At 44.6% G+C, this 24,549-nt stretch carries 22 protein-coding genes; 11 read left to right on the forward strand and 11 right to left on the reverse strand.

All coding sequences use genetic code 11. The features are described from left to right. Window positions 1-4: 4 nt before the first annotated feature. From J3P40_RS02090 to meaB, 4 genes are all read right to left on the reverse strand, one after another. The gene (locus tag J3P40_RS02090) at window positions 5-907 is read right to left on the reverse strand and encodes an EamA family transporter (RefSeq protein WP_256002373.1); all 903 of its coding nucleotides are present in this window, start codon (window positions 905-907) and stop codon (window positions 5-7) included. A gap of 2 nt (window positions 908-909) precedes the next feature. Continuing rightward, complete coding sequence (locus tag J3P40_RS02095; RefSeq protein WP_256002376.1) at window positions 910-1,290, reverse strand: RidA family protein; 381 nt, start codon at window positions 1,288-1,290, stop codon at window positions 910-912. 78 nt (window positions 1,291-1,368) lie between these two features. After that, the gene (locus J3P40_RS02100) at window positions 1,369-2,709 is read right to left on the reverse strand and encodes an OmpA family protein (protein WP_256007043.1); all 1,341 of its coding nucleotides are present in this window, start codon (window positions 2,707-2,709) and stop codon (window positions 1,369-1,371) included. A 201-nt stretch (window positions 2,710-2,910) separates the two neighbouring features. Beyond that, window positions 2,911-3,813 (reverse strand): methylmalonyl Co-A mutase-associated GTPase MeaB, encoded by a 903-nt coding sequence (meaB, locus tag J3P40_RS02105; protein WP_256002378.1) that lies wholly within the window; start codon window positions 3,811-3,813, stop codon window positions 2,911-2,913. A gap of 52 nt (window positions 3,814-3,865) precedes the next feature. Here meaB and J3P40_RS02110 point away from each other — a divergent pair, with 52 nt between their 5' ends. The 10 genes from J3P40_RS02110 to J3P40_RS02155 all read left to right on the forward strand — a co-directional run bounded on the left by J3P40_RS02110 (window position 3,866) and on the right by J3P40_RS02155 (window position 14,124). After that, entirely contained in the window at window positions 3,866-4,852 is a 987-nt protein-coding gene (locus J3P40_RS02110; RefSeq protein WP_256002381.1) for a glycosyltransferase family 2 protein, read from the forward strand. A 1-nt stretch (window position 4,853) separates the two neighbouring features. Further along, the gene (locus J3P40_RS02115; protein WP_256002384.1) at window positions 4,854-5,600 is read left to right on the forward strand and encodes a glycosyltransferase family 2 protein; all 747 of its coding nucleotides are present in this window, start codon (window positions 4,854-4,856) and stop codon (window positions 5,598-5,600) included. Then, entirely contained in the window at window positions 5,597-6,406 is an 810-nt protein-coding gene (locus tag J3P40_RS02120) for an alpha-1,2-fucosyltransferase (protein ID WP_256002387.1), read from the forward strand. Before J3P40_RS02115 ends, J3P40_RS02120 begins: the two co-directional genes overlap by 4 nt. Window positions 6,407-6,466: 60 nt before the next feature. After that, complete coding sequence (locus J3P40_RS02125) at window positions 6,467-7,267, forward strand: glycosyltransferase family protein (protein WP_256002389.1); 801 nt, start codon at window positions 6,467-6,469, stop codon at window positions 7,265-7,267. Further along, window positions 7,264-8,172, forward strand: coding sequence for a glycosyltransferase (locus tag J3P40_RS02130; protein WP_256002392.1), 909 nt, complete (start codon window positions 7,264-7,266; stop codon window positions 8,170-8,172). The genes J3P40_RS02125 and J3P40_RS02130 overlap by 4 nt, the downstream gene beginning before the upstream one ends. Beyond that, window positions 8,172-9,341, forward strand: a complete 1,170-nt coding sequence (locus J3P40_RS02135) for a glycosyltransferase (RefSeq protein WP_256002395.1) — start codon at window positions 8,172-8,174, stop codon at window positions 9,339-9,341. Before J3P40_RS02130 ends, J3P40_RS02135 begins: the two co-directional genes overlap by 1 nt. 1 nt (window position 9,342) lies before the next feature. After that, window positions 9,343-10,161 carry a glycosyltransferase family 2 protein gene (locus tag J3P40_RS02140; RefSeq protein WP_256002398.1) on the forward strand — a complete coding sequence of 273 codons (819 nt, stop codon included), beginning with the start codon at window positions 9,343-9,345 and terminating at the stop codon, window positions 10,159-10,161. Window positions 10,162-10,245: 84 nt separating this feature from the next. Continuing rightward, on the forward strand, window positions 10,246-12,069 hold the full coding sequence (locus tag J3P40_RS02145) for an ABC transporter ATP-binding protein (protein ID WP_256002401.1): 1,824 nt from the start codon (window positions 10,246-10,248) through the stop codon (window positions 12,067-12,069). Window positions 12,070-12,085: 16 nt separating this feature from the next. Further along, a complete protein-coding gene (locus J3P40_RS02150; RefSeq protein ID WP_256002404.1) occupies window positions 12,086-13,195 on the forward strand; it encodes a glycosyltransferase family 4 protein in 1,110 nt (369 codons plus the stop codon). Next, a complete protein-coding gene (locus J3P40_RS02155; protein WP_256002407.1) occupies window positions 13,192-14,124 on the forward strand; it encodes a nucleotide-diphospho-sugar transferase in 933 nt (310 codons plus the stop codon). Before J3P40_RS02150 ends, J3P40_RS02155 begins: the two co-directional genes overlap by 4 nt. A gap of 7 nt (window positions 14,125-14,131) precedes the next feature. Here the strand turns inward: J3P40_RS02155 and J3P40_RS02160 are convergent, their stop codons facing one another. From J3P40_RS02160 to rimP, 4 genes are all read right to left on the reverse strand, one after another. Then, window positions 14,132-15,142, reverse strand: coding sequence for a glycosyltransferase family 2 protein (locus J3P40_RS02160; RefSeq protein WP_370687706.1), 1,011 nt, complete (start codon window positions 15,140-15,142; stop codon window positions 14,132-14,134). Between the two features lie 66 nt (window positions 15,143-15,208). Then, window positions 15,209-18,121, reverse strand: a complete 2,913-nt coding sequence (gene infB, locus J3P40_RS02165; RefSeq protein WP_256002409.1) for a translation initiation factor IF-2 — start codon at window positions 18,119-18,121, stop codon at window positions 15,209-15,211. Window positions 18,122-18,236: 115 nt separating this feature from the next. Then, window positions 18,237-19,472, reverse strand: coding sequence for a transcription termination factor NusA (gene nusA / locus J3P40_RS02170; RefSeq protein ID WP_256002411.1), 1,236 nt, complete (start codon window positions 19,470-19,472; stop codon window positions 18,237-18,239). A 1-nt stretch (window position 19,473) separates the two neighbouring features. Next, entirely contained in the window at window positions 19,474-19,938 is a 465-nt protein-coding gene (gene rimP / locus J3P40_RS02175; RefSeq protein WP_256002414.1) for a ribosome assembly cofactor RimP, read from the reverse strand. 278 nt (window positions 19,939-20,216) lie between these two features. Here rimP and J3P40_RS02180 point away from each other — a divergent pair, with 278 nt between their 5' ends. Then, the gene (locus J3P40_RS02180) at window positions 20,217-20,561 is read left to right on the forward strand and encodes a phage holin family protein (RefSeq protein ID WP_256002416.1); all 345 of its coding nucleotides are present in this window, start codon (window positions 20,217-20,219) and stop codon (window positions 20,559-20,561) included. 30 nt (window positions 20,562-20,591) lie between these two features. Here the strand turns inward: J3P40_RS02180 and J3P40_RS02185 are convergent, their stop codons facing one another. From J3P40_RS02185 to J3P40_RS02200, 3 genes are all read right to left on the reverse strand, one after another. Continuing rightward, complete coding sequence (locus J3P40_RS02185) at window positions 20,592-21,731, reverse strand: acyl-CoA dehydrogenase (RefSeq protein WP_256002417.1); 1,140 nt, start codon at window positions 21,729-21,731, stop codon at window positions 20,592-20,594. 158 nt (window positions 21,732-21,889) lie between these two features. Continuing rightward, the gene (locus J3P40_RS02190; RefSeq protein WP_256002419.1) at window positions 21,890-23,443 is read right to left on the reverse strand and encodes an Rne/Rng family ribonuclease; all 1,554 of its coding nucleotides are present in this window, start codon (window positions 23,441-23,443) and stop codon (window positions 21,890-21,892) included. A 255-nt stretch (window positions 23,444-23,698) separates the two neighbouring features. After that, complete coding sequence (locus tag J3P40_RS02200; RefSeq protein WP_256002423.1) at window positions 23,699-24,547, reverse strand: tetratricopeptide repeat protein; 849 nt, start codon at window positions 24,545-24,547, stop codon at window positions 23,699-23,701. Window positions 24,548-24,549 lie beyond the last annotated feature (2 nt).

Genomic DNA, 24,549 nt, shown 5'->3' on the forward strand with positions numbered 1-24,549 from the left:
CAGATTATTTCACTTTAAAGGTAAAAATATCTTTAATTATGTTCCAATTAAACAAGAATACGGCAAACAAAAGCAGACTATAGGCGAAAAATTGGTGATGATCAACCCCTTCACCGAAATAGAGGATAGCGACGGCAAAAGCAATGATCGGGTTTATATATATCATGATACCCAGAGTCGACGATGATATTCCGATCAACGCGTACAGGCTAAGAAACAATGGAATGATGGTAAATAGAGCCGCGATGACGATAATGTTCGTCCAGAACAAAAGTGTCTCAGGGAGTTCATGGTGACCCGAGAAATAGAAAGGGAGCAGGATAACCACAGCCAGCGAGATCTGTACTGCCAGAACATTCAGTTTGTCGAGGTGCTGCATTTTACGCTGTATGATCAGGTAAAAAGCATATAATGCAGCAATAATGACCGACCAGGTCACCTCAACAAGAGAACCAGTAGCCAGAAGCATAATGCTCAAAAGCGCCAGACCAAGCGCAATAAATTTTGTTACAGACAACTGTTCCTTTAAGATTACAAATCCTCCAAAAGCCGTAATAAGCGGACAAACCATATATGCAAAAGCACCAGATTTCAGGCTTACATTGTTGATCGCATAGATAAAAGTATACCAGTTGCTCACTAGCAAAACTGTTGAAAGCAGAATCTGCCAGAATATAAGCCTGCGCTGCCTGAAACTTGACGAACGCAGATACAGTTTGTCCGCCTCCAACTTCCTTCTCCTGAACAAGAGAATAGCACCCCAGATCAGAATGACTGACGTGAATATGCGATAATAAAGTATTTCCTCTGCAGGATATGCCTTAAGATTCCTAAGCGGGATAGAGAAGAAACCCCAGATAACAGCGGAAAGTATTCCCGCAGCAACATAACGTGAAGCCGCACTCAAGACTATGCTCTAAAAGCAACCACGGAAATCTCCACATTTACGCCCTTAGGCAATCCTTTCACGGCAACTGTTTCTCTTGTCGGGAATTCGGAAGTGAAATAAGAACCGTAAATTTCATTCACCTCTGCAAACAGACTCATGTCAGAAAGGAAGATGGTTGTTTTTACCACATCCTCTAATCCGTAGCCAGCTTCAAGCAGGACAGCCTTGATATTGCGCATCACCTGATGGGTTTCACTATCGATACTTCCCAAACTTAATTCATTACTCTCCGGATTTATAGCGATTTGTCCGGATAAGAATAGAAAGCCTCCCGCGGCCACAGCCTGATTATACGGACCGATAGGTGCTGGTGCATTTGTAGTATTTATTGTTCTTTTCATTTTTTGTGGGTAATAAAGTTCATATATATAAAAAGAGGGCCTCTATTGAAGCCCTCTTTTCTATTGATAATTAGAAAATTAATTTCTAACAGTCTCAACACGACGGTTTTGGATACGACCTTCTTCAGTATCGTTAGAAGCAACAGGGTTAGCTTCACCAAATCCTTTAGTAGTAACCTGGCTAGCGCTTACGCCTGAGTTAACCAGGTAAGTTTTAACAGAATTTGCTCTGTCTTTAGATAACTTCAGGTTGTATGCGGCAGTACCTTCGCTAGAAGCGTAACCGTTTGCAGTTACTTTACCACCGCTTTCACGCAAAACTGAAGACAGTTTATCTAATACTGGGTAAGCTTCTGTTTTAAGAACTGAAGAGTTGAACTCGAACTGGATTGTTTCGAAACCAGTAGCAGTACCTACTGCAGCAGTAGTTGGAGCTGGAAGCGGACATCCTGAACCGTCAACAGCTGTACCAGCAGGAGTACCAGGGCACTTGTCAAACTGATCAGAAACACCATCACCATCAGAATCTTTCTTAAGATCTTCCACAGAACGCTCTACGTTAGCCACACGGTTTTTCAACGCCTCAACTTCCTGACGTAGTGATGGATCTTTCAATTCATCATACATTAAAGCAACTGGGTTTACCCAATCCAGGTTTGGCTTCGAGCTTGAACCCAAAGAGAACTCAAGACCAGCATATCCGTAAGAGAACTTGTCTTTAGAAGTAGCTTTCGCGTAAAGTCCGTCAAAGTTATCACCATCAATAAAGTGCATAGTGTAACCTAAGTTAAACGAAACACGCTCAGAAACTTTGAACTTGATACCAGCGCCTACAGGAATGTAAGCTTCTTTGATATAGTCGTTGTCTCCGTCTTCACCGAAAACACCACCGTTTGCAGTCAGGTCAACACCATTCAGCATTGGGTTATAAGCAACTAAACCGTAACCAGCAGTAACGAAGAAGTTTACAGAGTTTTCTCTACGGAGGAAATCGATGGTTGCTACGTTAACAACACCTCTGATGTCAGCTGCATAGCCTAACTCAGTAGTGAAGTTTCTGTTTCCGTTAACAGCGATTTCGTTTCCGTCATTGTCCTCATTGTGACCACTTACTTTTCCACGGAACAAGTTACCTTCGATAGCGAAAGAATGACCTAATTGCTTTCTTAAAGAGATACCATAACCTAATTCAGCATCCCAGTTGGTGAAATCGTTAGATCCACCTACAGCAACGAATGGAGACAAAACGCCTGCATTGATACCGAAAGACCATGTTCTGTACTGACCTCTTCCGCCAAATACCTTGGCTGAAGAAGAAGAACTTGTAGTAGTAGCTTCCTGAGCGCTAGCAAGAGAAGTAACTCCCACTAAAGCCGCGAAGGAAACCGCCAAGCTCTTTTTTAAAGTAGAATAATTCATAATTTTCTTTTTTAAGGTTAAACAAATTTTTAATTGTATAATTTTTTTGTGTAGCAAAATTAAACAAATTTTTAATTTCCCAAACACTTATACAAACTCCGTTCCAAAGTCAGAATCCGTCTAATTTTTCTTTCGTTTAGACATCTTATTTGTTGGTCAGACCGTCGTGCAAGTCCATTTTTAGCATCACTAGTCCTGTTTTTAAGACATCTGACCCGAATTGTACTGGTCAACAAACCGATATAAATTAAACCCAGGATATCGAAGACCTGCGCTGATCTCGGCGTACAACCGGTCTCTGTCAACATTTCTCATTCTATGGTGCTGAATGATTTTAAAGGCTTTCTCTGCCAGCAGGAAAACACGGCGGTCCTGGTCGAAAGCAGGGGCAGTATTTAACCAGTCCATTAACTCGTCGACACCTTCGCCTTTGTCTGCAACCGTTTTAAACACGGGAACATGGTGTTGTACTGAAGACACAAACTTTTTCAATCTGGCCGTATAAGCATCCCCGTAGTCCCTGTCGGCCTTATTTACGACAAGCGCTTGCGCTATTTCCATAATCCCAGATTTAATGTGCTGGATCTCGTCTCCGGATTCTGGAACCAGCACGAGGATCACTGTGTCAGCGATACCCGCAACTTCGATCTCTGATTGTCCGACACCAACAGTTTCAACAAGCACTGCGTCAAAGCCAGCGGCTTTGAAAACATCCGTCATCTCTATCGTTTTGGCAGAAATACCTCCCAACGCACCCCTTGTCGCCAGCGATCTGATAAACACGTTCGGATCATTAAAATGCCCGGACATTCTGATCCTGTCTCCAAGCAAGGAACCGAAATTAAACGGCGAAGTAGGATCGACAGCCAGTATGCCCACTCGCTTACCTTCAGCGGAAAGCCTGCCGGCAACGGCACTGACCAAGGTCGACTTCCCCGCTCCAGGGGGACCGGTAAATCCAATCACTGGTACCGAGCTTGCTTCCAGCCCCTTCAGAATATCCATAGCTGGTTCTATATCATTCTCAACCAATGTAAGCACTCTGGCGAGCGCCTTGAAATCGCCCGATTTCAATTCCGCCACCAATTGCGTAAATGAATGCATTATAATATATATATCTTTGTACAAAGAAAGACAATATGTAATTAATCGGTGAATGAATTTCAGCATATCTGTAGTTATCCCTAATTATAACGGAAAAAGTCTCCTGGCCGAAATATTGCCAGACTTGTTTCACTGTCTTTCCACTACAACAGCGCCTTATGAAGTGATCATCGTCGACGACCGTTCAAACGACGAGTCCGTCGAGTTTATCCAACAGACCTACCCTGAAATAATTGTTATTAGAAACGAGGAAAACCTCGGATTCTCAGGAACGGTAAACAAGGGTATCTACGCTGCGAAGATGGATCTTGTCCTGATTTTAAACAATGATGTTAAACTCATTGCGCCATATTTTGAACCACAACTGCGTTTTTTCCAGGATCCGAAAACCTTCGGCATCAACGCAACTGTCCTAAACTGGAACAGCGATATCCTTCAGGGAGGAGGCAAACTCATCAACCGTCACCTATTCAAAATTAAAGCCAACCAAAACTATTATGTTAAGGCAGACCAAGCCCTGAAAAACGAGCCATTACTTACCATGTTTCTATCGGGAACAAATGCATTGATAGACAGGAAAAAATTACTTGACCTCGGTGGCTATGACGAATTGCTCAGCCCCTTTTATGTGGAAGACGTGGAGCTCTCGCTTAGAGCACTTCGTATGGGTTGGAAGATGTACTACGTTCCGGGGGCAGCATGCATGCATCAGGTCTCAACTACGATCAAAAAACACAGCAAAAAGCGAAAAATAAAATTACTCACGCTTCGCAACAAATTTTACGTGCATTACATCCACCTTCAAGGGCTTAGCCTCACCATGTGGTGGATACAAACAGTTGTGGAAGTTCTTTTGCGCACGCTCGCCTTAAATCTGATCTATTGGCGTGCATTAGTTCTCATAATCCGAAATTTAAAAAAAGCAAGTGCATCAAAGCAACGGTTCCAGGAGATGCTCAAATATTCGGAGCCCAAAAATCAAGGTCTTTTCTCCGCGCTGAAAATTTACAGGCAAGAACTTTTAAAAAAACTGAACTGAGATGCAGATTTCGGCCGTCGTGATTACAAAAAATGCAGAGCACACTATTGGGCGCTGTCTTGAAAGCGCTCGTGAGGTGGCAGACGAAGTCATAGTCATCGACTCGGGCAGTACGGATCGCACTGTCGAAATCGCGTCTTCCTACCGCTGCAAAGTCATATCCACTGCTTGGCTTGGGTACGGCCCCACCAAGAACATCGGCCATAAAGAAGCTCAATCTCCTTTCATACTGTCGATGGATTCCGATGAAGAGCTGTCCCATGATCTCATAGAAGAAATTAAGACCATTAAATCCAGCTTAACTGGAGCTTACAGATTCCGCCGGCTGAACAATTATTGCGGACAGTGGATAAGATATGGTATCTGGAATCCCGACAAAAAGATTCGCCTGTTCCCGCGGCATGTCAGATGGAACGAGGCCGCAGTCCATGAACAACTGACCTTGTCAGGGCTTACTGTAGAGGACTTAAAAGGAAAGCTACTTCATTATGCCTATAGCACAAGAAGTGAACTTGCTGCCAAAACCAGAGCATATGCTGTACTCGGATCGGCAGACCAGCTAAAGCGAACTTCTATAGTACTATTTTTCAAGATGGTATTCTCTCCAGCAAGCATCTTTGTCCGGTCCTACTTTATCAAGCTTGGATTTCTGGATGGCGTAGCCGGCTTGATTATTAGCAGCTTTGCGGCCTTAGGCACCTTTCTGAAATACAAAATGGCATTGTCAAAAAAAAGGAGCCGGCTATGATATACCTTTCCGGATACGGTCAAATGTGCAACAACATCTTACAGTTTGGACATTACTATGCATTTGCACGCGAGAATAACCTCAAAATCATCGGACTAAGGTTTTGTTACAAATATCCTTATTTCAATATCAACAACGAACGTGGGTATAACTGGATCACCTATTTATCAGCAAAATATGGCGCAAAATTAGGTGTAATACCCTGCATCGAACTTAACGAACCTGAAGAAGATCAATCGCAAAAAACTGAACTGCTAAAAACCAGCAAACCCATCCTGGTCAACGGCTGGTATTTTCGCAAGTATGAGCTGTTTCTGAAATACCGGACGGAAATCAAAAAACTTTTTGAATTTAACACCAGGACTCGCAATGCCGTGGAACAATTTATGGCATCGCATCCGGCAAACAAACCGTGTATTGGCCTTCATATCAGACGGGGCGATTACGCTACCTGGCACGATGGCAAATACTTTTTTTCTGACGAAGATTATGCGGAGATCATATCAGGCTTTCTTCAGGAGTCTGGGATGGATGACGTAAGTATTTATATCGTCAGTAATCACAAGGTTGATGTCGACGTTTTCCAAGGGATAACAAAACAGCGATGCTATACACTAAACGGAAATCCTGGAGAAGACCTCTGTCTGCTTTCAAAATGTGAGTATATTATAGGCCCACCAAGTACCTTTTCCCTCGTCGCATCTTTCTATTCAAATGCAGATTTGTACTGGATTTTTGATAAGCACAAGCCCTTAGCGAAGAAAGACTTCAGGAAGTTTGATTACTGGTTCAGGAACATCATCTAATAACTTTGAGAAACCTGCTACGATCTGTACTATATTTGAACCGTTAACTTAAGCATTTGGATGAGCTCTGCAGCAAACATTTCGAGGGTCATTGGGCCAATTCAATATAGTTTTGAGTTCTCGGTATGTACCTTTGTTACACGCCAGGAAGAGTATGAAGCTATGCTTAGTTCCTTTTTGGCTGCCGGATTTACGGACAATACAGAATTCATGCATGTCGACAATCGGAATGGCTGTACGTTTGACGCCTATGCGGGTATAAACCGGTTCCTTCGGGAAGCCCGTGGTAAATACATTATCATTTGCCACCAGGATATACTGATCGAAGGTGATAAGATCGGGAAACTTCGTCACTTACTGAAAGAGCTCGACGAACTCGACCCCGCCTGGGGGATATGCGGAAACGCCGGCGCAGCTGCGCCAAATCATGTGGTGTACCATATTACCTATACAGATGGCAGCCTTGTGTCAAAAGGCAAATTACCTTTGAAAGTAAGATCGCTCGATGAGAATTTCCTGCTCCTCAAAAACGGAATCCCATTAAATGTATCCGGCAACCTTTCAGGCTTTCACATGTATGGCACTGATCTGTGTCTGCATGCCGAGATGAACGGTTATAGTGCATATGTGATCCCCTTTAACCTTACACACAAAAGCCGCGGCATCCGTGACGAGGATTTCTACAGGATACGCGGAAAACTGGTAAAAAAATATAACCAGTTTTTCCAAAGCCGGTGGATACAGACGAATACGACAGTATTCCATCTGTCAGGATCTATTATGCGTCCACTACTAAATAATCCGCTAAGTCTTTTCTTATCGAAGATCGTGAACGGCGCGAAAAAAAGGATGATAAAATGAAAAATGAACTCATTTCTATTGCCCTGTGCACTTATAATGGTGAAAAGCATATCGAGGCTCAACTGGACACCCTTCTCGCACAGGACTATCCTAATTTCGAAGTGGTGATTGTAGACGACTGTTCTGCCGACAGCACGTATGACATTCTGGAGTCTTACCGCGACCGAAACAAGCGAATCCGTTTATATCGGAATGAAAACAATATTGGCTTTAACCGAAACTTTGAGAAGGCGCTTGGGCTTTGTGAGGGAACCTACATTGCCATTGCAGACCAGGACGACGTATGGGATCTGCAGAAACTTTCAAAACTCTACGCAGCTATCGGTTCTTCGTTGCTGATCTATCACGACTCGGCTGTTATCGAAGAAGATCGGCTCACAGGAAAGAGATTGTCAGACGGACATCGCTTTGTTAGCGGACATTGCGAACAATATCTCCTTTACAACAATTGTGTTTCGGGCCATGCGAGCTTATTCCATTGTTCACTTAAGGCATATGTATTGCCATTTCCGAAAGAAACATACTATGACTGGTGGATGGCTTACACCGCCGCCTCTTTAGGCAGAATCAAGTTCATAACAGAGCCTTTGGTGAGCCATCGCAGGCATGCCTCCAATACAACATCTTCTGACACACGTACGACCGAACGTACACGACGCATCAATACACTTAAGCTGTTTAAAAACCATGCTGTTACTCCCCGCGCGACAGGCAAGCTGATCGACCAGCTCCTAGACGGATATGCAGTACTAGAGCGGCAGCCGTTTTCGCGCACACTTTTGGTAACGTTGCTTCGACATAGAAGCAAACTTTTCTTTGTCAGAAAACGGTCGGCTTTCACCTTATTCAAATTTATCCTTAATGAATGCCTTGCCAACTCTGGCCGGTTCAATAGAAAACGTTAATGAGAGACTTTATAGCAACAATTTTCAATATACTATCCTCAAAGCGGAAGCAGCCGCTGGCTCAAGCAAAGTCAAAGAGCTTGCTGATTGTTGACGACACGCTGCCGCTCTATGATCAGTCGTCCGGATCAAGACGGCTGTTTGAACTGATTAAGATCTTCCTGAAGATGGATCTTAATGTCATATTCATTGCAGACGACGGCATGCGAAAAGAACCCTATTATTCACAACTCCAATCAATGGGGGTAGAGGTAATATGTGAGGACCGTGCCGTCGCGCAACGATTGTTGAATAAAAACCTTAACCTGATTCATTACGCCTGGTTGTCCAGACCGGCGCTAAACAGCCGGTTTCAACCTCGATTAAATAAGCATACAAAGAAAATCTTTGATACTGTCGACCTCCATTATGTACGGATGTTACGACAGGCGGAAGAAACACAAAATCCCAGGTTAAGGAAAAAAGCACTTGAAACAAAAAAAAGGGAGTTGCACCTCGCCCGTCGAAGCGACATCACAGTTACGGTTACCCAGGTTGAAAAAGAACTGCTGATAAATGAGCAAATCAAGAATGTCTGGGTCGTACCCAACGTCCATTCGCGGGCGGTTGGGGATGTCTCGCCTTTCCTGTCTCGAAAAGGGATTCTCTTTATAGGAGGATACAAACACGAACCGAATATTGACGCTGCGCTCTGGTTGGTAAACGAAATTATGCCGGATGTTTGGAAGGAAGATCCCGATGTCGAATTAACCCTGCTCGGAAGCGACCCTACAAATGAAATTCTAAATTTACGATCCGGGCAGGTCCATGTACCGGGTTATGTAAAAGACGTTTCCGAATATTTTATAAATCACCGGGTTTTTGTGGCACCGCTACGTTATGGGGCCGGAATGAAAGGCAAACTTGGGCAGAGCTTTGAATACGCCTTACCCATTGTATCTACCCAGGTCGGTGTTGAAGGAATGGGTCTAGTCGACGGGAAACATGTCCTGATTGCCGACACAGCTAAATCTTTTGCCAATCAAGTAATGAGGCTCTACAACGACGCTCAGCTTTGGGCCAGGCTTAGCAGCAACTCGTCAGAAGCCATATCAGAATATAATCCTGAAGCCATCGGGAAAACTATAAAAGAGCTTATTGCACATTTGGACGACCAGAACTTTTCATAACATGACGAGCAAAATATCCATCATAACGGTGAACCTGAACAACGCTTACGGCTTGGAGAAAACAATCAGAAGTGTGACTGAGCAGACATTTCGTGACTTTGAGTTCCTGGTCATTGATGGCGCCAGTACAGATGACAGTAGAGATATCTTAGGTAAATACAAAGATAAAATAGACGTCCTGATCAGCGAGCCCGACACAGGCATCTACAACGCGATGAATAAAGGCATTAGAAAGGCTTCGGGCGACTATCTGCTGTTTCTTAACAGTGGAGATTATCTTCATGACAAAATGGTTTTGCAGAGTGTCGCGTTATCTATTGCGGGCAGCAAGGACATATACTACGGCAATATAATCTATGAAGAGCCTGGAAAACAACAACTCAGGACCTTTCCCCCCTTATTATCGTTTTCGTTTTTTATTGAACACAACATATCACACCAGGCAAGCTTTATCAAACGGGAATTATTTCAAAAATTCTTCCTCTACAATGAAAATTTCCGAATAGTGTCAGACTGGGAATTCTTCATCTATACCATATGTAAGGAAAATGTTTCATATCAACATTTAGACATGATCATTACAAATTACGATGCGACGGGCATCTCTTCCGAGATAAATAATCACGTATCCATGCACGGCGAACGCAACCTGGTCCTGAAACGACATTTTCCTGCCTTTTATGAGGACCGCGAAACCCTTACAGTATTAAGATCGAGGCGTGGTCGTCAATTCTTAAGAATCCGGAAGCATAAAGTCGCATGGTCATTGCTAAAAAGTATGATGAGTATAATCACTGTTTTTCTTCCAAAGGAGAAATAAGCATTGTCATCTTTTATCCAATTTTCGGTCAAGTTCCACGGTTAAACCCTAACTATACTTAACTTAGCGTTTTATACCCGTTTAATGAAGATATATTTCAGACTTCTCTCCTTTGCAAAGCCAATTGAAAAATTTGCGATCCCTTATATCATTGCTACACTTATTGCCATATTTTTCAACACCGCGCTGTTCACCCTTATCGGACCTTTGCTTGAGACGCTGTTTACAGGAAGTTCCTCCACTACACGAAATATAGACACCTCCGATGCATTTTTTGACCCTGTCGGCAAATACAACGAGTATGTCAATTACATGATCCAGACAGAGGGAAAGATCTATACTTTGAAGATTGTCTGCATCACTATTGTTGTCGTTGTTATTCTCGCCAATCTCTTTCGCTATCTCTCTCAGCGTTATATGGAAGATTTGAGGGTGCATACATTGTTAAACCTCCGCCGGACCGTATTTAATAATGTCATGGACCTCAATGTTGGGTTCTTTAACAATGAGCGAAAAGGAGACATTATATCAAAAGTCGCTTCAGACGTGCAGATCGTTCAGTTTACCGTTACAAATACGCTTCAGGTAGTCTTTAAAGAACCCGCGCAATTGCTTTTCTATATTGCTATCCTGTTGTCTATTTCGGTTAAACTCACCCTCTTCTCACTTTTGGTAATCCCGGTTGCGGGACTAATCATAAGTAAGATCGTTAAACGCCTTAAGCAACAAACAAATCAGTCTCACGAATCATTCGCCAAGATGCTGGGCTTCCTTGACGAAGCGCTGAGCGGAATCAAGATCGTAAAAGCCTTCAACGCTACCGGGCGAACAAAGGAACGCTTCAACGAGGAAAACAAGTTCTATTCTTATTTGAACCGGAAAATTGCAAGGCGCCAGCAATTGGCTTCGCCTGTATCTCAAACGCTCGGTGTAATTGTTGTTGCAGGAATTGTCCTTTATGGAGGCATGCTTATTTTGAATGGTCAGGGTGATCTTACACCGGCCAAATTTCTGGTATATATTGCTACTTTTTCGCAGGTAATGCAGCCTGTTAAGGCAATAAGTGATTCATTCAGCGGAATTCATTCCGGAATTACTGCAGGTGAGCGCGTACTTGCGCTCATAGACACTAAACCGGCTTTTAGCGACAAACCGGGGGCGAGGCAAGTCGAGACATTCGATAAAGCACTTAGACTTGAACACGTGACCTTCGGTTATGGGGACAAGATTGTGCTTGATGACATCAGCCTTGAAATCAGGAAAGGTCAAACAGTAGCCTTAGTAGGGCCCTCAGGAGGGGGAAAAAGCACCCTTATGGATTTGATACCTCGTTTCCACGAACCCATTTCCGGAACGCTCTACCTCGATGACCAGCCTTACGGCGACCTGAATACCGAAAGCATCCGTGCACAGATGGGCATTGTAAATCAGGACTCCTTCCTGTTTAATGACTCAATCTACAACAACATTGCTTACGGTAAGCCGGGGGCAACAGAGCAAGAGGTCGTCCGCGCAGCCGAAATCGCGAATGCACACGAGTTCATTCTGAACACCGAGGAAGGATATCACACCAATGTGGGCGACCGCGGCAATAAATTATCAGGAGGCCAAAGGCAACGAATCTGCATAGCCAGGGCAGTACTTGCCAATCCTCCTATCATGCTGCTTGATGAGGCGACCTCAGCGCTCGATACAGAGTCCGAAAGACTTGTACAAGACGCCTTAAATAACCTGATGAAAAACCGCACATGCGTGATCATCGCCCACAGGTTAAGTACCATTCAGCACGCAGATAAGATTGCAGTTATCGAGAAAGGGAAGATAGTAGAAGCCGGCAATCATACTGAACTACTTGCTCAAAACGGCCTCTATAAACGTCTGATTTCCATGCAGGCGTTTAATGATTAGAGGATAATAAAATAATATGGACGATCAGTCAACACACCTTCTAATTGATCACCAGATCTTCTCCCTGCAAAGTTCGTACGGAGGAATTTCACGGTATTTTGCAAATATAATCTCTCAGTCAGAAGCACAAAAGCACCTCCGCGTTTCGCTTGGCGTTTTATACAGCACAAACTATTACTTGCAATCACTGCTAACCCCCCGGCAAAAAACCGTTGGCAAAATGCTGTTAAAGAAACAAAGAAAGATTTACAAATGGAACCAAAAATATAGTGTGCATCTCTTGAAAAAAGAGTCTTACAATATCTTTCATCCGACCTATTACGATCCCTATTTCATACCATACTGCAAGAGCGGTTTTATTCTGACTGTCCACGACATGATACATGAGCGTTATCCTGCTTTCTTTGATCGAACAGACCCTACCGCTGCGCATAAAAGACAATGTATTGAGGAAGCATCGCATATTATCGCTATATCTGATACAACAAAAAAAGACCTCATAGACATCCTGGGAGTACAGCCTGACTGTATTTCGGTTATCCATCACGGCTACAAAAGCTTGTCCGAATCTACACATTCAGAACCAGATCGTTTCAGGGAATACCTTCTCTTCGTGGGCGACAGGGGTGGATACAAGAACTTTATAGCGTTCGTTACAGCGGTGGCCCCGATCTTGTCCGAAACACAAGATTTACATTTGGTCTGTGCTGGCGGAGGAGAACTGCAAACTGCCGAAATAGAGCTTCTGCGCCGATTAAAAATATCTAACAAGGTCATTCAGATCAATGCACACGACGGGGAGTTAAGGGGTCTATATGAGAATGCACTTTGCTTCGTATTTCCCTCCTTATATGAAGGATTTGGCTTCCCAATTTTGGAGGCTTTTGACTGCAACTGCCCCGTATTGGCGAGCGATACCCCTTGTTTCAGAGAAATCGGCGAGGGTGCGGTTCGCTATTTTGACCCGACTTGTCCTCAAAGCATCTATTCCGAAGTTAAGGCGGCATTGTACAACTCATCACTGCGGGCTAACTTAAATGCTGCCGGAGCAATCCAGCTAGAAAAATTCTCTATCGCAGAATCACTTGAAAAAACCATAGATGTTTACAAAAAGTTCCAGAAATGACCAAAGCGTATCAGGTTAAGTCGCCCATCCTTTTTTTGGTGTTTAACAGGCCGGAAGTAACAAAATTAGTGTTCGATGAGATCAGAAAGGCGCAGCCTTCGCGCCTGTACATAGCCGCGGACGGCCCCAGAGGCAATCGTCCAGACGAAACAGACTTATGCAAAAAAGTTCTTGAAATCGTCGATCAGATAACCTGGCCTTGTACCGTTCAGCGCCTTGTCAGGACGGAGAACCTGGGCTGCCGCGACGCAGTTTCCGGAGCGATTGACTGGTTCTTTTCAAACGAACCGGAGGGCATTATTCTTGAAGACGATTGCTTGCCCGAACCGGACTTTTTTCGCTATTGTGATTACATGCTGGAACATTTCCGGGATGACACGCGCTTCAGGCATGTAGCCGGTTGTAATCTGCAACTCGGGAAAATATGGAACACTGCCAGCGTATATTATTCCAACCAGACAAACGTTTGGGGATGGGCAAGTTGGGCGCGTGTGTGGAAAGATTACGACAAATATTTAAGCCGATACGAAGCATCGGAAGTAGAGGATCAATTCGCCAAAATATTCAGTGATCGTTTTGCTATTGAGTTCTGGGTGCAAATCTTCAAAGACTTAAAATCCGGCAAGATAGATACCTGGGATTATCAGCTTACCATCATTAATTTCTTTAATAACGGGCTGTCGGTGATTCCAAATGTGAGTCTCATTAAGAACATTGGATTTGGCAAAGGGGCAACACACACATTAGATGAGGCGAACGCGTACAGCCAGATCGAAACGGGGACTCTTGGACAAATCACGCTCCCCAAGTATGTGCTTCCGCAAAAAGATGCAGACTTTGCCGTTACTTTCAGAGAACTCAATCTGAAAGAAAAATGGCGGGTATATAATAAGCCCAAAAATAGAATCCGTCGTTTCCTAAAACTTTAGGCAAGCTTTACCGAAATACCATTCTCCGGATAATCCAGGTTACAAGAGAAGGCACCGGCCTTTTTAAGGCAAGGTACTCGCCGCTAACAGACGCTATATATATAATGAACTTGAAAACTCTCGTTGGCTTGTTATTAAGTAGCAAGCCCAGATACTTCTTCAGTGCCCTTCTCGAGAATTTTGATTTGGATATTGATGCGCCTAATATGGCGTCCCTTTGCTCGGGAAAAACTTCCAGAATAGTTATAGCGCCCCCTAAGTAAACAGCATATAATAATCGCTTAATATATTCGAAGTTAGCACGTTTCGAGGGAATAATATGCGTCAACTTCAAGCCGGGGGAGATGCCTGCTGCTGCTCCGCTTTTTAGGACAAACAAAATAATCTGAACGTCACCACCACTACTCAGCGCATCGCCTGTTCTATCCGGAAGCGTGAACTCTCCATTTTTGGTCCGGCGCGCAAATTCTTTCAGATAGGATGTTCGTACACACATCCCCGTGCCAAAAGGATAACATGCTTGCCATGACCTGATATTAGCATATTCAACATGAGTGCTGCGCCTCTCCTGAAATACCGACCTGGCAAACGCTTCAATGCCTGGTTGAATGCCATCGATGAAATCAACGTCAATGTTTCCGGGTCCCCATGCTACTACATGGCTGTGCCGTTCGATCAATACCAATAGCTCCTGGAGATAATGGCTCTCCGGCTCATTATCGTCATCAAAAAAAACAACATGCCTTCCTGCCGCAGCGTTAATACCCGCCATCCTAGCTGGAGTAAGGCCTTGTTCCGGCTCTAAAAGAACCTGGAAATTCGATAATCTACTCCGGTATTTTTCGATATAATCTTGACCCGCGAGAGGAACGGTACTATTGTTATCGACTAGTATAATCTCATAATCCAAAGCACTTTTGTTTAAAGCGTCAACTGCAGCCAAGCAACGCCCGAGTATTCTAGGGTCGGGATTATAAGTGCAGATGACTATAGAAAAGTCGAGGTTCATGTTCTTCATCGGATGCTAAAATAAGAAAGCTGCTTAAAAGCAGCTTCTTTATCTGTGTGTAGGTAAACGGACAGTTTACAACTTCCGCTTCACCTCTACCTGCTCGTATGCTTCCACAATATCCCCTACTTCAATGTTATTGAAGTTGTGAATGTTCAGACCGCATTCATATCCAGCACTTACTTCCTTCACGTCGTCCTTATAACGTTTCAATGAAGCCAGCTCACCGGTGTAGATCACCACGCCGTCCCTAACGATACGGATTTTACTGTTCCGGTTGATCTTACCATCCAGCACCATACATCCGGCGATGGTTCCCACTTTCGTGATTTTGAAGGTATCCCTGATCTCCACATTCGCCGTAATTTTCTCTTCGAACTCCGGAGCAAGCATGCCTTCCATCGCAGCTTTGATCTCATTGATCGCATCATAGATGATGGAATACAGCCTGATATCAATCTGCTCCGCTTCAGCAAGTTTACGTGCACCGGTTGAAGGTCTAACCTGGAAACCGACGATGATCGCATCAGAAGCTGATGCCAGCAACACATCCGATTCAGAAATCTGACCCACACCTTTGCTGATTACATTAACCTGTATCTCTGGTGTAGATAACTTCAATAACGAATCAGAAAGTGCTTCGATAGATCCGTCCACGTCACCTTTGATGATCAGGTTCAGCTCCTTGAAGTTTCCAATAGCCAAACGTCTTCCGATCTCGTCCAGTGTAATATGTTTTTGCGTACGCAAACCTTGCTCCCGCATCAGTTGCAAACGCTTATTCGCAATTTCCCTGGCCTCTACCTCACTCTCAAGCGCATTAAATCTGTCGCCCGCTGTAGGTGCGCCCTGCATACCCAATACCTGTACCGGGACACTAGGCCCAGCTTTATCAACTTTCTGACCGCGCTCATTAAACAGGGCCTTTACCCGGCCACTGTAACTTCCTGCCAGAATAGGATCACCTATTTTCAGGGTACCAGCCTGAACAAGCACGGTAGTTACAATACCACGTCCTTTATCCAACGTTGCCTCAATAACACTTCCCGTAGCACGCTTGTTCGGGTTAGCTTTAAGCTCAAGTAATTCAGCCTCCAGCAATACCTTTTCAAGAAGCAGATCCACATTTAATCCGCTCTTACCCGATATTTCCTGCGACTGGAACTTACCGCCCCAATCTTCCACTAGGATATTCATCATCGAAAGCTGCTCTCTGATCTTATCAGAGTTGGCTCCCGGCTTATCTATTTTAGTGAAAGCAAATACCAATGGAACCCCTGCAGCCTGTGCATGATTGATGGCTTCCTTGGTTTGCGGCATCACCGCATCATCCGCAGCCACCACAATAATGGCAATATCCGCAACCTTGGCACCCCTTGCACGCATGGCGGTAAACGCTTCGTGACCTGGTGTATCCAGGAAGGTCACTTTTTTGCCGGTAGAGGTCGTAACCATATAGGCACCGATGTGCTGGGTAATACCACCCGCCTCACCGGCAACCACATTTGCTTTCCGGATATAATCCAGCAACGAAGTCTTACCATGATCCACGTGACCCATAATCGTCACAACCGGAGCTCTAGGAAGCAGATCCTCTTCATCATCCTCCTCCTCAATCAGCACGTCGCTTTCATCATCCGGCTTCACAAACTGGATCTCGTAACCGAACTCATCCGCCACGATCGTTAGCGTCTCCGCATCCAAACGCTGGTTGATCGACACGAACATACCTAGGCTCATACATGTCGCAATGATCTTGGTAACCGGCACATCCATCATACTGGCCAGTTCGTTTGCTGTAACAAACTCTGTAACCCTCAACACTTTGGATTGCAGTTCCTGTTCCATTGCCGCCTCATCAGCAGACATGGCCACATCATCCCGCTTCTGGCGGCGAAGTTTGGCACGTTGCGCAAACTTGCCAGATTTGCCTGCGCCGCTAAGACGTGCAAGCGTTGCCTTAATCTGGTCTTGTATTTCCTTTTCCGTTGGCTCCTCTTTAGGTCCGGCAGCAGGTGCTCCCGGTCTGTTGTTATTTCCCCTAAAATTAGGTCTGCCGCCCGGATTATTTCTGAAATCAGGTCGGCCGCCCGGACCGCCCGCAGGCCGTGCCCCTGGCTGACCAGGTTGCCCGCCTTGCTGACCCGCACCTGGCGTAAAGCCCTGTCCCGGAGTCTTCTTGCGTTTGCGCTTTCTCTTCGCGTCAGCGCTGTCTGCCGAAGAAGCTACAGGCTGCGATTTACGCTCAGGAGTAACAGGCAAGGTAATTCGCCCTACAATATTCGGCCCCGAAAGCCTTACGGAGCGAGCCTTAATCACTTCCTCGTCAGGCTTTTCTACCGGCTTAGCCGGAGCGGCTTCTGCCGGCACCTGCGCAGCTTGAGGAGTTACCTCCTTAGCAGGCTCAACTTTCTCTACCTTCGGCTCTACAGGCTTTTCAACCTGTGGCTGCGGTGTTTCGGCCTTAGGGGCTTCCTTCACCGGTTCTTTCGGTACGTCCGGAGTCTCCTCCTTCCTTGGTGCTTTCGGTCTGTTTAAATCATCAAGATTAATCTTGCCGATAACTTTAACCCCCGGAAGCGCCCCATCTTCGGTCTTATCGGCTTCTGGTTTATCCTGTGCCGCCGGCTTTGCAGGAACATCCTCCTTAACCTTTTCGGCAGGAGGCGTGTAAGCACTTAAATTCTTGATCAGAACGCCTTCGTTCTCAAAATCAACATTTTTCTTTGGCGGCTCCGGTACACGCTCAGAAACTTCTGGCTCATCACGACGAATTTTACCAATGACAATTTGATTGGCTTCTTCTTTTACGATCTTATCGCCCTGAAACTCCTTAAGCAACGCGTTGTACATATCGCGGCTAAGTTTAGTAGTGGGTTTATTCTCAACAGAAAAGCCTTTCTTTTCCAGGAACTCAACAGCCGTAGCAATCCCTACGTTAAGTTCCTTAACTGCCTTAAATAAAATTATTGGTTTGTCGTCTGACATTGATCTCCTTTTTCTATTATTATTCTATTACAAAAGTAACGTTTATTCTTGTTTATTTCATGCTCAGGCAATTAGTTTTTAAAATTGTGCCCAATGTTAGAAGAGTCATAACCGACTATTCAAATTCTGATTTCAGAATACTCATTACTTCCTTGATGGTTTCTTCTTCAAGATCCGTACGTTTAGCAAGGTCCTCTACCGAAAGGGCCAGAACGCTCTTTGCCGTATCACAGCCTATCGCTTTCAGTTCGTCAATGATCCAGCTATCGATCTCATCTGAGAACTCTTCAATATCCACATCCTCATCTTCTTCATCTGTCTCACGATATACGTCGATCTCATATCCGGTCAATTTACCTGCCAGTTTAATATTGTGACCACCGCGACCAATCGCGAGTGACACCTGATCAGGTTTCAGGTAAACAGCCGCGTGCTTACGCTCATCATCCAGTTTAATCGATGTGATCTTTGCAGGACTAAGCGCCCGGGTGATGTATAACGAAATGTTATTGGTAAAATTGATCACGTCGATGTTCTCATTCTTAAGCTCACGTACAATTCCGTGAATACGTGAACCCTTCATACCCACGCAGGCACCAACCGGATCAATCCGGTCGTCGTAAGACTCAACAGCCACCTTGGCACGCTCACCCGGCTCCCGAACGATCTTTTTAATGGTAATAAGCCCATCAAAAATCTCAGGGACTTCAATCTCGAACAAACGTTGCAGAAATTCAGGCGCAATCCTTGAAATAATGATCTTTGGCGTAGCATTAACCATGTCTACTTTAAGGATCACGGCACGAACGCTGTCACCTTTCTTAAAGTAATCGGCAGGTATCTGCTCCGATTTAGGCATGAGCAACTCATTACCCTCATCATCAAGCACAAGCGTTTCTTTCTTCCAAACCTGGTAAACCTCACCGGTTACGATCTCACCTACACGATCCTTATATTTTTTGAATATCTCATCTTTTTCAAGCTCCAGAACCTTAGATACCAGTGTCTGACGTGCAGCCAGGATCGCCCGTCTCCCGAAGCTCTCCAGTGTGATCTGTTCAATATAATCATCGCCTACTTCCAGGTCAGGATCAAGCTGTTTGGCTTCGGCAAGCTCAATCTCCAGGTCATCATCCTCAGAAAACCCATCCTCCATAACCTTTCTTGTACGCCAGATCTCCAAATCCCCGTTATCCGGATTCACAATTACGTCACAGTTCTCATCTGTACCATACTTTTTGCGCAGCATACTGCGAAATACCTCTTCCAGCACGCTAATTACTGTAGGGCGGTCGATATTCTTGAAGTCCTTGAACTCCTGAAATGAATCGATTAAATTAATATTGCTCATTTTATTTAAATGAAATTAAAACCTTTATTTCTGTTATTTCATCAAAAGCTATACTGGTTTCTTCCAGCACTGCTTTCTTTCCTTTTTCTTTTACTTTTGCCTCTATGCTTATTCCGGCCTCGTTTACAGCCAGCAACTTTCCTTCTTTAGTTTCACCACTTACAAGCTTCACACTTACTTCGCGACCGATGTTCTTTCTGTATTGACGTTCCATCCGAAGCGGCTCACCAATTCCCGGCGAGGAAACCTCCAGGTTATAAGCCCGGTCGATGACGTTCTCTTCTTCCAGATGAAAACCTACATGCCTGCTAATTGCTGCACAATCCTGAATATTAATTCCCTGATCACCATCAACATGAATGATCAATTTATTATTGGGCAACATCTTCACATCAACCAGAAAAAGCTCAGGCCGGTCAGCTATTTTCTCTTCAACAAGTTCTCTTACTCTGCTTTCTATCTGCATACTCCACAAAAATGCCGTTAACAGAAAAGAGGGGACCCATGTCCCCTCTCGTCTTCAATTAATTACAAATATAGTAATAAAGTTTCTAAGATCAAAATATGCTACCCTATACTCTCTGGATATTACCCGGATACTACCCGGTTGCTGCCCGGATACTGCCCGGGCTCAAGCGCTTAGGATGCGGTCGACGCCTGCTTAGTATCCGGCTTACAAAGCCAGGCAAACTGGCGCATTGTTTGATATAAGAACACAGGCATTATTTTCTTATACTTACAACAATGAAATGGATCATTGAAATCTTACTTATGGGGCTGGCTGTGTTCATCGGCGCCAAACTGGTTCCTGGTGTTACCATAGACGGATTTGGCAACGCCATTATTGCTGCGCTGTTAATAGCGCTGGCCAATGCCACCGTAGGCTTCATCTTACGCGTCATGACCTTTCCCATAAACTTTCTGACCCTGGGACTGGTGTCCTTCGTAATCAGTGTACTCATGATACTGATGGTCGACAACGTGATGGATTCTTTTGAGACGACCGGATTTTGGGCCGCCGCGCTGCTGGCCATTGTACTGGCTATCATTAAGGCGATTTTCAGCGCGCTGCGGGGCGATGAAGATTGATCCTGATCCCCGGCGACATCCGGATTTGACTTAAGCGAGGATGTCCCGGGAAATCACGAGCTTTTGAATCTCTGATGTTCCCTCATAGATCTGGGTTATTTTGGCGTCACGCATCAGTCGCTCAACATGATATTCCTTTACATATCCGTAACCGCCGTGAATCTGCACGGCCTCAACCGTAACATCCATAGCCACCTTGGAGGCGTATAGCTTCGCCATTGAACCGGCAAGCGTATAGGGTTGACCCTGATCCTTCAGCCAGGCGGCTTTATACACCAACAGCCGCGCCGCCTCAATCTGTGTCGCCATCTCAGCCAGCTTAAAGGCAATCGCCTGATGATCTGCTATCGGCTTTCCAAAAGCTTTACGTGTTTTCGCATAAGCCAGCGCAAGTTCATAGGCTCCGGCTGCAATGCCCAGGGCCTGTGCAGCTATACCGATCCGTCCTCCTTCGAGGGTCTTCATGGCAAACTTGAAACCGAATCCATCCTCGCCGATACGGTTCTCCTTCGGCACCTTCACATCATTAAACATCAGGGAGTGGGTGTCCGATCCGCGTATGCCGAGCTTATTTTCTTTAGGGCCTACTGTAAAGCCCTCCATCCCCTTCTCAACGATAAAGGCATTGATACCACGGTGTTTAAGCCCTTTGTCCGTTTGCGCAATAACCAGGTATGTACTGGCGGTACTACCGTTGGTAATCCAGTTTTTTGTGCCGTTAAGCAGATAATAGTCCCCCCTGTCTTCAGCAGTGGTCTGCTGCGAGGTGGCATCTGAACCGGCCTCCGGTTCAGACAGGCAGAATGCACCAATATGCTGGCCTGAGGCGAGCTGCTTCAGATACTTCTCTTTTTGAAACTCCGACCCGAAGGCTTCCAACCCATAGCATACCAGCGAATTATTGACCGAAACAACTACAGAGGCAGAGGCATCAACCTTTGAGAGTTCTTCCATAACCAACACATAAGACAGGGCGTCCATTCCGCTGCCGTTGTATTTTTCGGATACCATTATACCCAGAAACCCGAGGTCACCCAGCATCCTTATTTGCTCAGCAGGAAATTTCTGATGTTCATCACGCTCAATAACGCCAGGCTTCAGTTCGTTCTGCGCAAAATCGCGCGCAGCCTGACGAATCATTAGTTGTTCTTCGGTTAGTTGAAACAGCATAATAATATTATTAGAATAACAAGTTATGCCAAATGTATATAATCTGGGGGAAACTGTTATGGTGGCATAACAAATTTTGCCGCGAGCTACGCCTTTAGCCATAAAACAACATGCCTGAACCGTCGGGTTCAGGCATGCTATAAGGAAAGAGGAACGACTTAAAGTTTTATCTCTTCTTCCTTAGCGCTAAGGAAGTGGAATTCCGTCAGACTGTAAGACGGTACGGATTTAATTTTAATTCGCTGACCGAATTTAAAGAACCATTTCCATTGCAATGACATAAGCCACCCTTTCTTGATGTAAGCAGCTATGTATGGGTGAACACACAGCGTAATATTTTTTTCGTTTTGCTCTTGCAAAATATAGGTCAGATTGTTTTCAATATCATCCATTAAAACAATACTGGCCTTAATTTCTCCGGTACCGTTGCAGGTCGGACACTTCTCGCTCGTCACAATGTTCATCTCCGGACGCACCCGCTGACGCGTGATCTGCACAAGTCCGAATTTGCTTGGCGGCAATATGGTATGTTTTGCACGGTCAAGCAACATAAGGTCCCTAAGGTGATCAAACAGAATCTTACGGTTAGCCGGCTTGTGCATATCGATAAAATCGATCACGACAATACCGCCCATATCGCGAAGACGGAGCTGCCTTGCTATTTCTTTAGCGGCCTCCTTGTTCACCTGCAAAGCATTCTCCTCCTGGTTTTCTTTGCTTGCAGTTCTGTTGCCGCTGTTTACATCGATGACATGAAGGGCTTCCGTGTGTTCAACAACTAGATAAGCACCGCCCGCAAGGTTTACCGTTTTCCCAAACGCTCCCTTTATTTGTTTTTCGATACCGAAGTGTTCAAAAATAGGCTCCTTGTGTTTGTAAAACTTAACGATCTTTTCCATCTCTGGCGATATCTCATGCACATAAGACCGTATATCTTCGAACAGCCCACTGTCGTTCACATAAACGTTCGTGAACTCGGTGTTCAGGATGTCACGGATCAATGTTGATGTCCGGTCCATTTCTCCCCATACACGTTTGGAAGGTTCAGCCTCAGGAAGTTTCTTGGTGAAATTTTCCCATTTAGCAACAGAATCCAGCAGGTCTTTCTGGAGTTCCGCAACCCCCTTGCCTTCAGATACCGTGCGGATAATTACTCCGAAATTCTTCGGCTTAATGCTTTCGATGATTTTCTTAAGACGGTTACGCTCGGTATTGCTTTTGATCTTTTTTGAAATGGAAATCACATTGGAAAATGGTACCAATACGATATAACGGCCCGCTATAGAAAGATCGGAACTAAGCCGGGGTCCTTTTGTGGAAATGGGCTCTTTGGCAATTTGAACCGGAAGAAGCAGGTTCTTACTTACAACCTCCGATATTTTACCAGCTTTGTTAATGTCATTTTCCAGCTTAAAGTTGTCAAGCAATGTACCATTAACAGTTCCATTGCGCTTTATTCGAGTTAGCTTTATTAAAGATTGTACTTGCGGACCAAGATCAAAGTAATGCAGGAAGGCATCTTTTTCATATCCCACATCAACAAAAGCAGCATTCAGCCCGGGCATTATTTTCTTAATGCGCCCAAGGTAAATGTCGCCTACGGCATAGTTGTTATTGATCTGTTCTTTGTGAAGTTCTACAAGTTGTTTGTCTTCAACTAAAGCTATGGTTACTCCCAATGGGGAGGAATCAACAATTAATTCTTTTACCAAAAGCTACAGATTTTGAGGCAGCATGCCTCATGATTAACACATGAACTATAAAAAAACTAATGCAACCAAAAACACAGGCTAGGAACTTAATCTTAGCCTGTACTTTTGGTGCCGTAACAATAAGAAAAAATTACTTTTTCTTATGTCTGTTTTTTCTTAAACGCTTCTTGCGTTTGTGCGTAGCCATTTTATGTCTCTTTCTTTTTTTACCGCTTGGCATAGTGTTTAATTTTTAAATATTTTTTAATCTGTTTATTATTTCTGTTTTAACTCCTGTACCCGCTCATCAATAAATTTTGATAAAGTTGGATCAGCAGCTAACTTTTTACTTGTTTGGTAGGCATCAATAGCCTCTGCGTTCTTGCCCAGGTTTTCATAGGCAGTAGCCATGTAAAAATAGGCCTCCGGCAATGGCTTTATCGCAACAACATCCTTAAACCTGGATATAGCCTTATCGAATTGTCCGGATTTAATGGCGAAGGTAGCCAGGCTCATATTTGCCTTCAGGTTTTTCGGATCCTCTTTTACCACGTCCATCAGCATGGCTATACCCTGCATGGGCATGCCCATACCATTCACAATTGTTATACCCAATCCGCTTCTGGCATCAAGGCTCGTCGAATCGATCTTCATAGCCTCCTTGAATGCATTATTCGCTTTCTGCAAAAGCACCGGTTGCATTATTGTGTCCCGGCTATTGTCAAAGGCAGTAAGCAGTCGCTCTCCGGCATTCACCCAGCTCATAAGATCAGGCTGCTTTTTTGCAGCGATCTCCAGATATAAAGCACTTGGGGTGCTCTGCTCAAGATCATCCCACTTCCGGGCCAAAGCTAAAGCAGCATCTGCCTTTCCGTTTTCATCAGCTGCTTCAAATTTAGCCTCAAGATCGATAACCTCTTTGGCTAAATCCGTGTTTAATAAACGCTTAGCTTCCTGAGAAACCTCTTCGAGACTGATCATATCAGCCGCAGCTTCCTTCCTGAAACCGCTTTGCTCTTCTTTGGGTTTTACCAGCCCTTTAATATCACGGCTAAACAAAAAAGCCATAATCAGTACAATCGCACTGATTAGGGTTATTTGCTTAGACCTGATACTTTTAAACATAG

Origin of the sequence: Pedobacter deserti (assembly GCF_024436415.1) — a bacterium.
GTDB lineage: Bacteria > Bacteroidota > Bacteroidia > Sphingobacteriales > Sphingobacteriaceae > Pedobacter > Pedobacter faecalis.

Excerpts from the sequence above, each read along its gene's own strand:
- J3P40_RS02095 (WP_256002376.1), bottom strand. The coding sequence starts at position 1,290 with ATGAAAAGAACAATAAATACTACAAATGCACCAGCACCTATCGGTCCG.
- J3P40_RS02100 (WP_256007043.1), bottom strand. The coding sequence starts at position 2,709 with ATGAATTATTCTACTTTAAAAAAGAGCTTGGCGGTTTCCTTCGCGGCT.
- meaB (WP_256002378.1), bottom strand. The coding sequence starts at position 3,813 with ATGCATTCATTTACGCAATTGGTGGCGGAATTGAAATCGGGCGATTTC.
- J3P40_RS02110 (WP_256002381.1), top strand. The coding sequence starts at position 3,866 with ATGAATTTCAGCATATCTGTAGTTATCCCTAATTATAACGGAAAAAGT.
- J3P40_RS02115 (WP_256002384.1), top strand. The coding sequence starts at position 4,854 with ATGCAGATTTCGGCCGTCGTGATTACAAAAAATGCAGAGCACACTATT.
- J3P40_RS02120 (WP_256002387.1), top strand. The coding sequence starts at position 5,597 with ATGATATACCTTTCCGGATACGGTCAAATGTGCAACAACATCTTACAG.
- J3P40_RS02125 (WP_256002389.1), top strand. The coding sequence starts at position 6,467 with ATGAGCTCTGCAGCAAACATTTCGAGGGTCATTGGGCCAATTCAATAT.
- J3P40_RS02130 (WP_256002392.1), top strand. The coding sequence starts at position 7,264 with ATGAAAAATGAACTCATTTCTATTGCCCTGTGCACTTATAATGGTGAA.
- J3P40_RS02135 (WP_256002395.1), top strand. The coding sequence starts at position 8,172 with ATGAGAGACTTTATAGCAACAATTTTCAATATACTATCCTCAAAGCGG.
- J3P40_RS02140 (WP_256002398.1), top strand. The coding sequence starts at position 9,343 with ATGACGAGCAAAATATCCATCATAACGGTGAACCTGAACAACGCTTAC.
- J3P40_RS02145 (WP_256002401.1), top strand. The coding sequence starts at position 10,246 with ATGAAGATATATTTCAGACTTCTCTCCTTTGCAAAGCCAATTGAAAAA.
- J3P40_RS02150 (WP_256002404.1), top strand. The coding sequence starts at position 12,086 with ATGGACGATCAGTCAACACACCTTCTAATTGATCACCAGATCTTCTCC.
- J3P40_RS02155 (WP_256002407.1), top strand. The coding sequence starts at position 13,192 with ATGACCAAAGCGTATCAGGTTAAGTCGCCCATCCTTTTTTTGGTGTTT.
- J3P40_RS02160 (WP_370687706.1), bottom strand. The coding sequence starts at position 15,142 with ATGAAGAACATGAACCTCGACTTTTCTATAGTCATCTGCACTTATAAT.
- infB (WP_256002409.1), bottom strand. The coding sequence starts at position 18,121 with ATGTCAGACGACAAACCAATAATTTTATTTAAGGCAGTTAAGGAACTT.
- nusA (WP_256002411.1), bottom strand. The coding sequence starts at position 19,472 with ATGAGCAATATTAATTTAATCGATTCATTTCAGGAGTTCAAGGACTTC.
- rimP (WP_256002414.1), bottom strand. The coding sequence starts at position 19,938 with ATGCAGATAGAAAGCAGAGTAAGAGAACTTGTTGAAGAGAAAATAGCT.
- J3P40_RS02180 (WP_256002416.1), top strand. The coding sequence starts at position 20,217 with ATGAAATGGATCATTGAAATCTTACTTATGGGGCTGGCTGTGTTCATC.
- J3P40_RS02185 (WP_256002417.1), bottom strand. The coding sequence starts at position 21,731 with ATGCTGTTTCAACTAACCGAAGAACAACTAATGATTCGTCAGGCTGCG.
- J3P40_RS02200 (WP_256002423.1), bottom strand. The coding sequence starts at position 24,547 with ATGTTTAAAAGTATCAGGTCTAAGCAAATAACCCTAATCAGTGCGATT.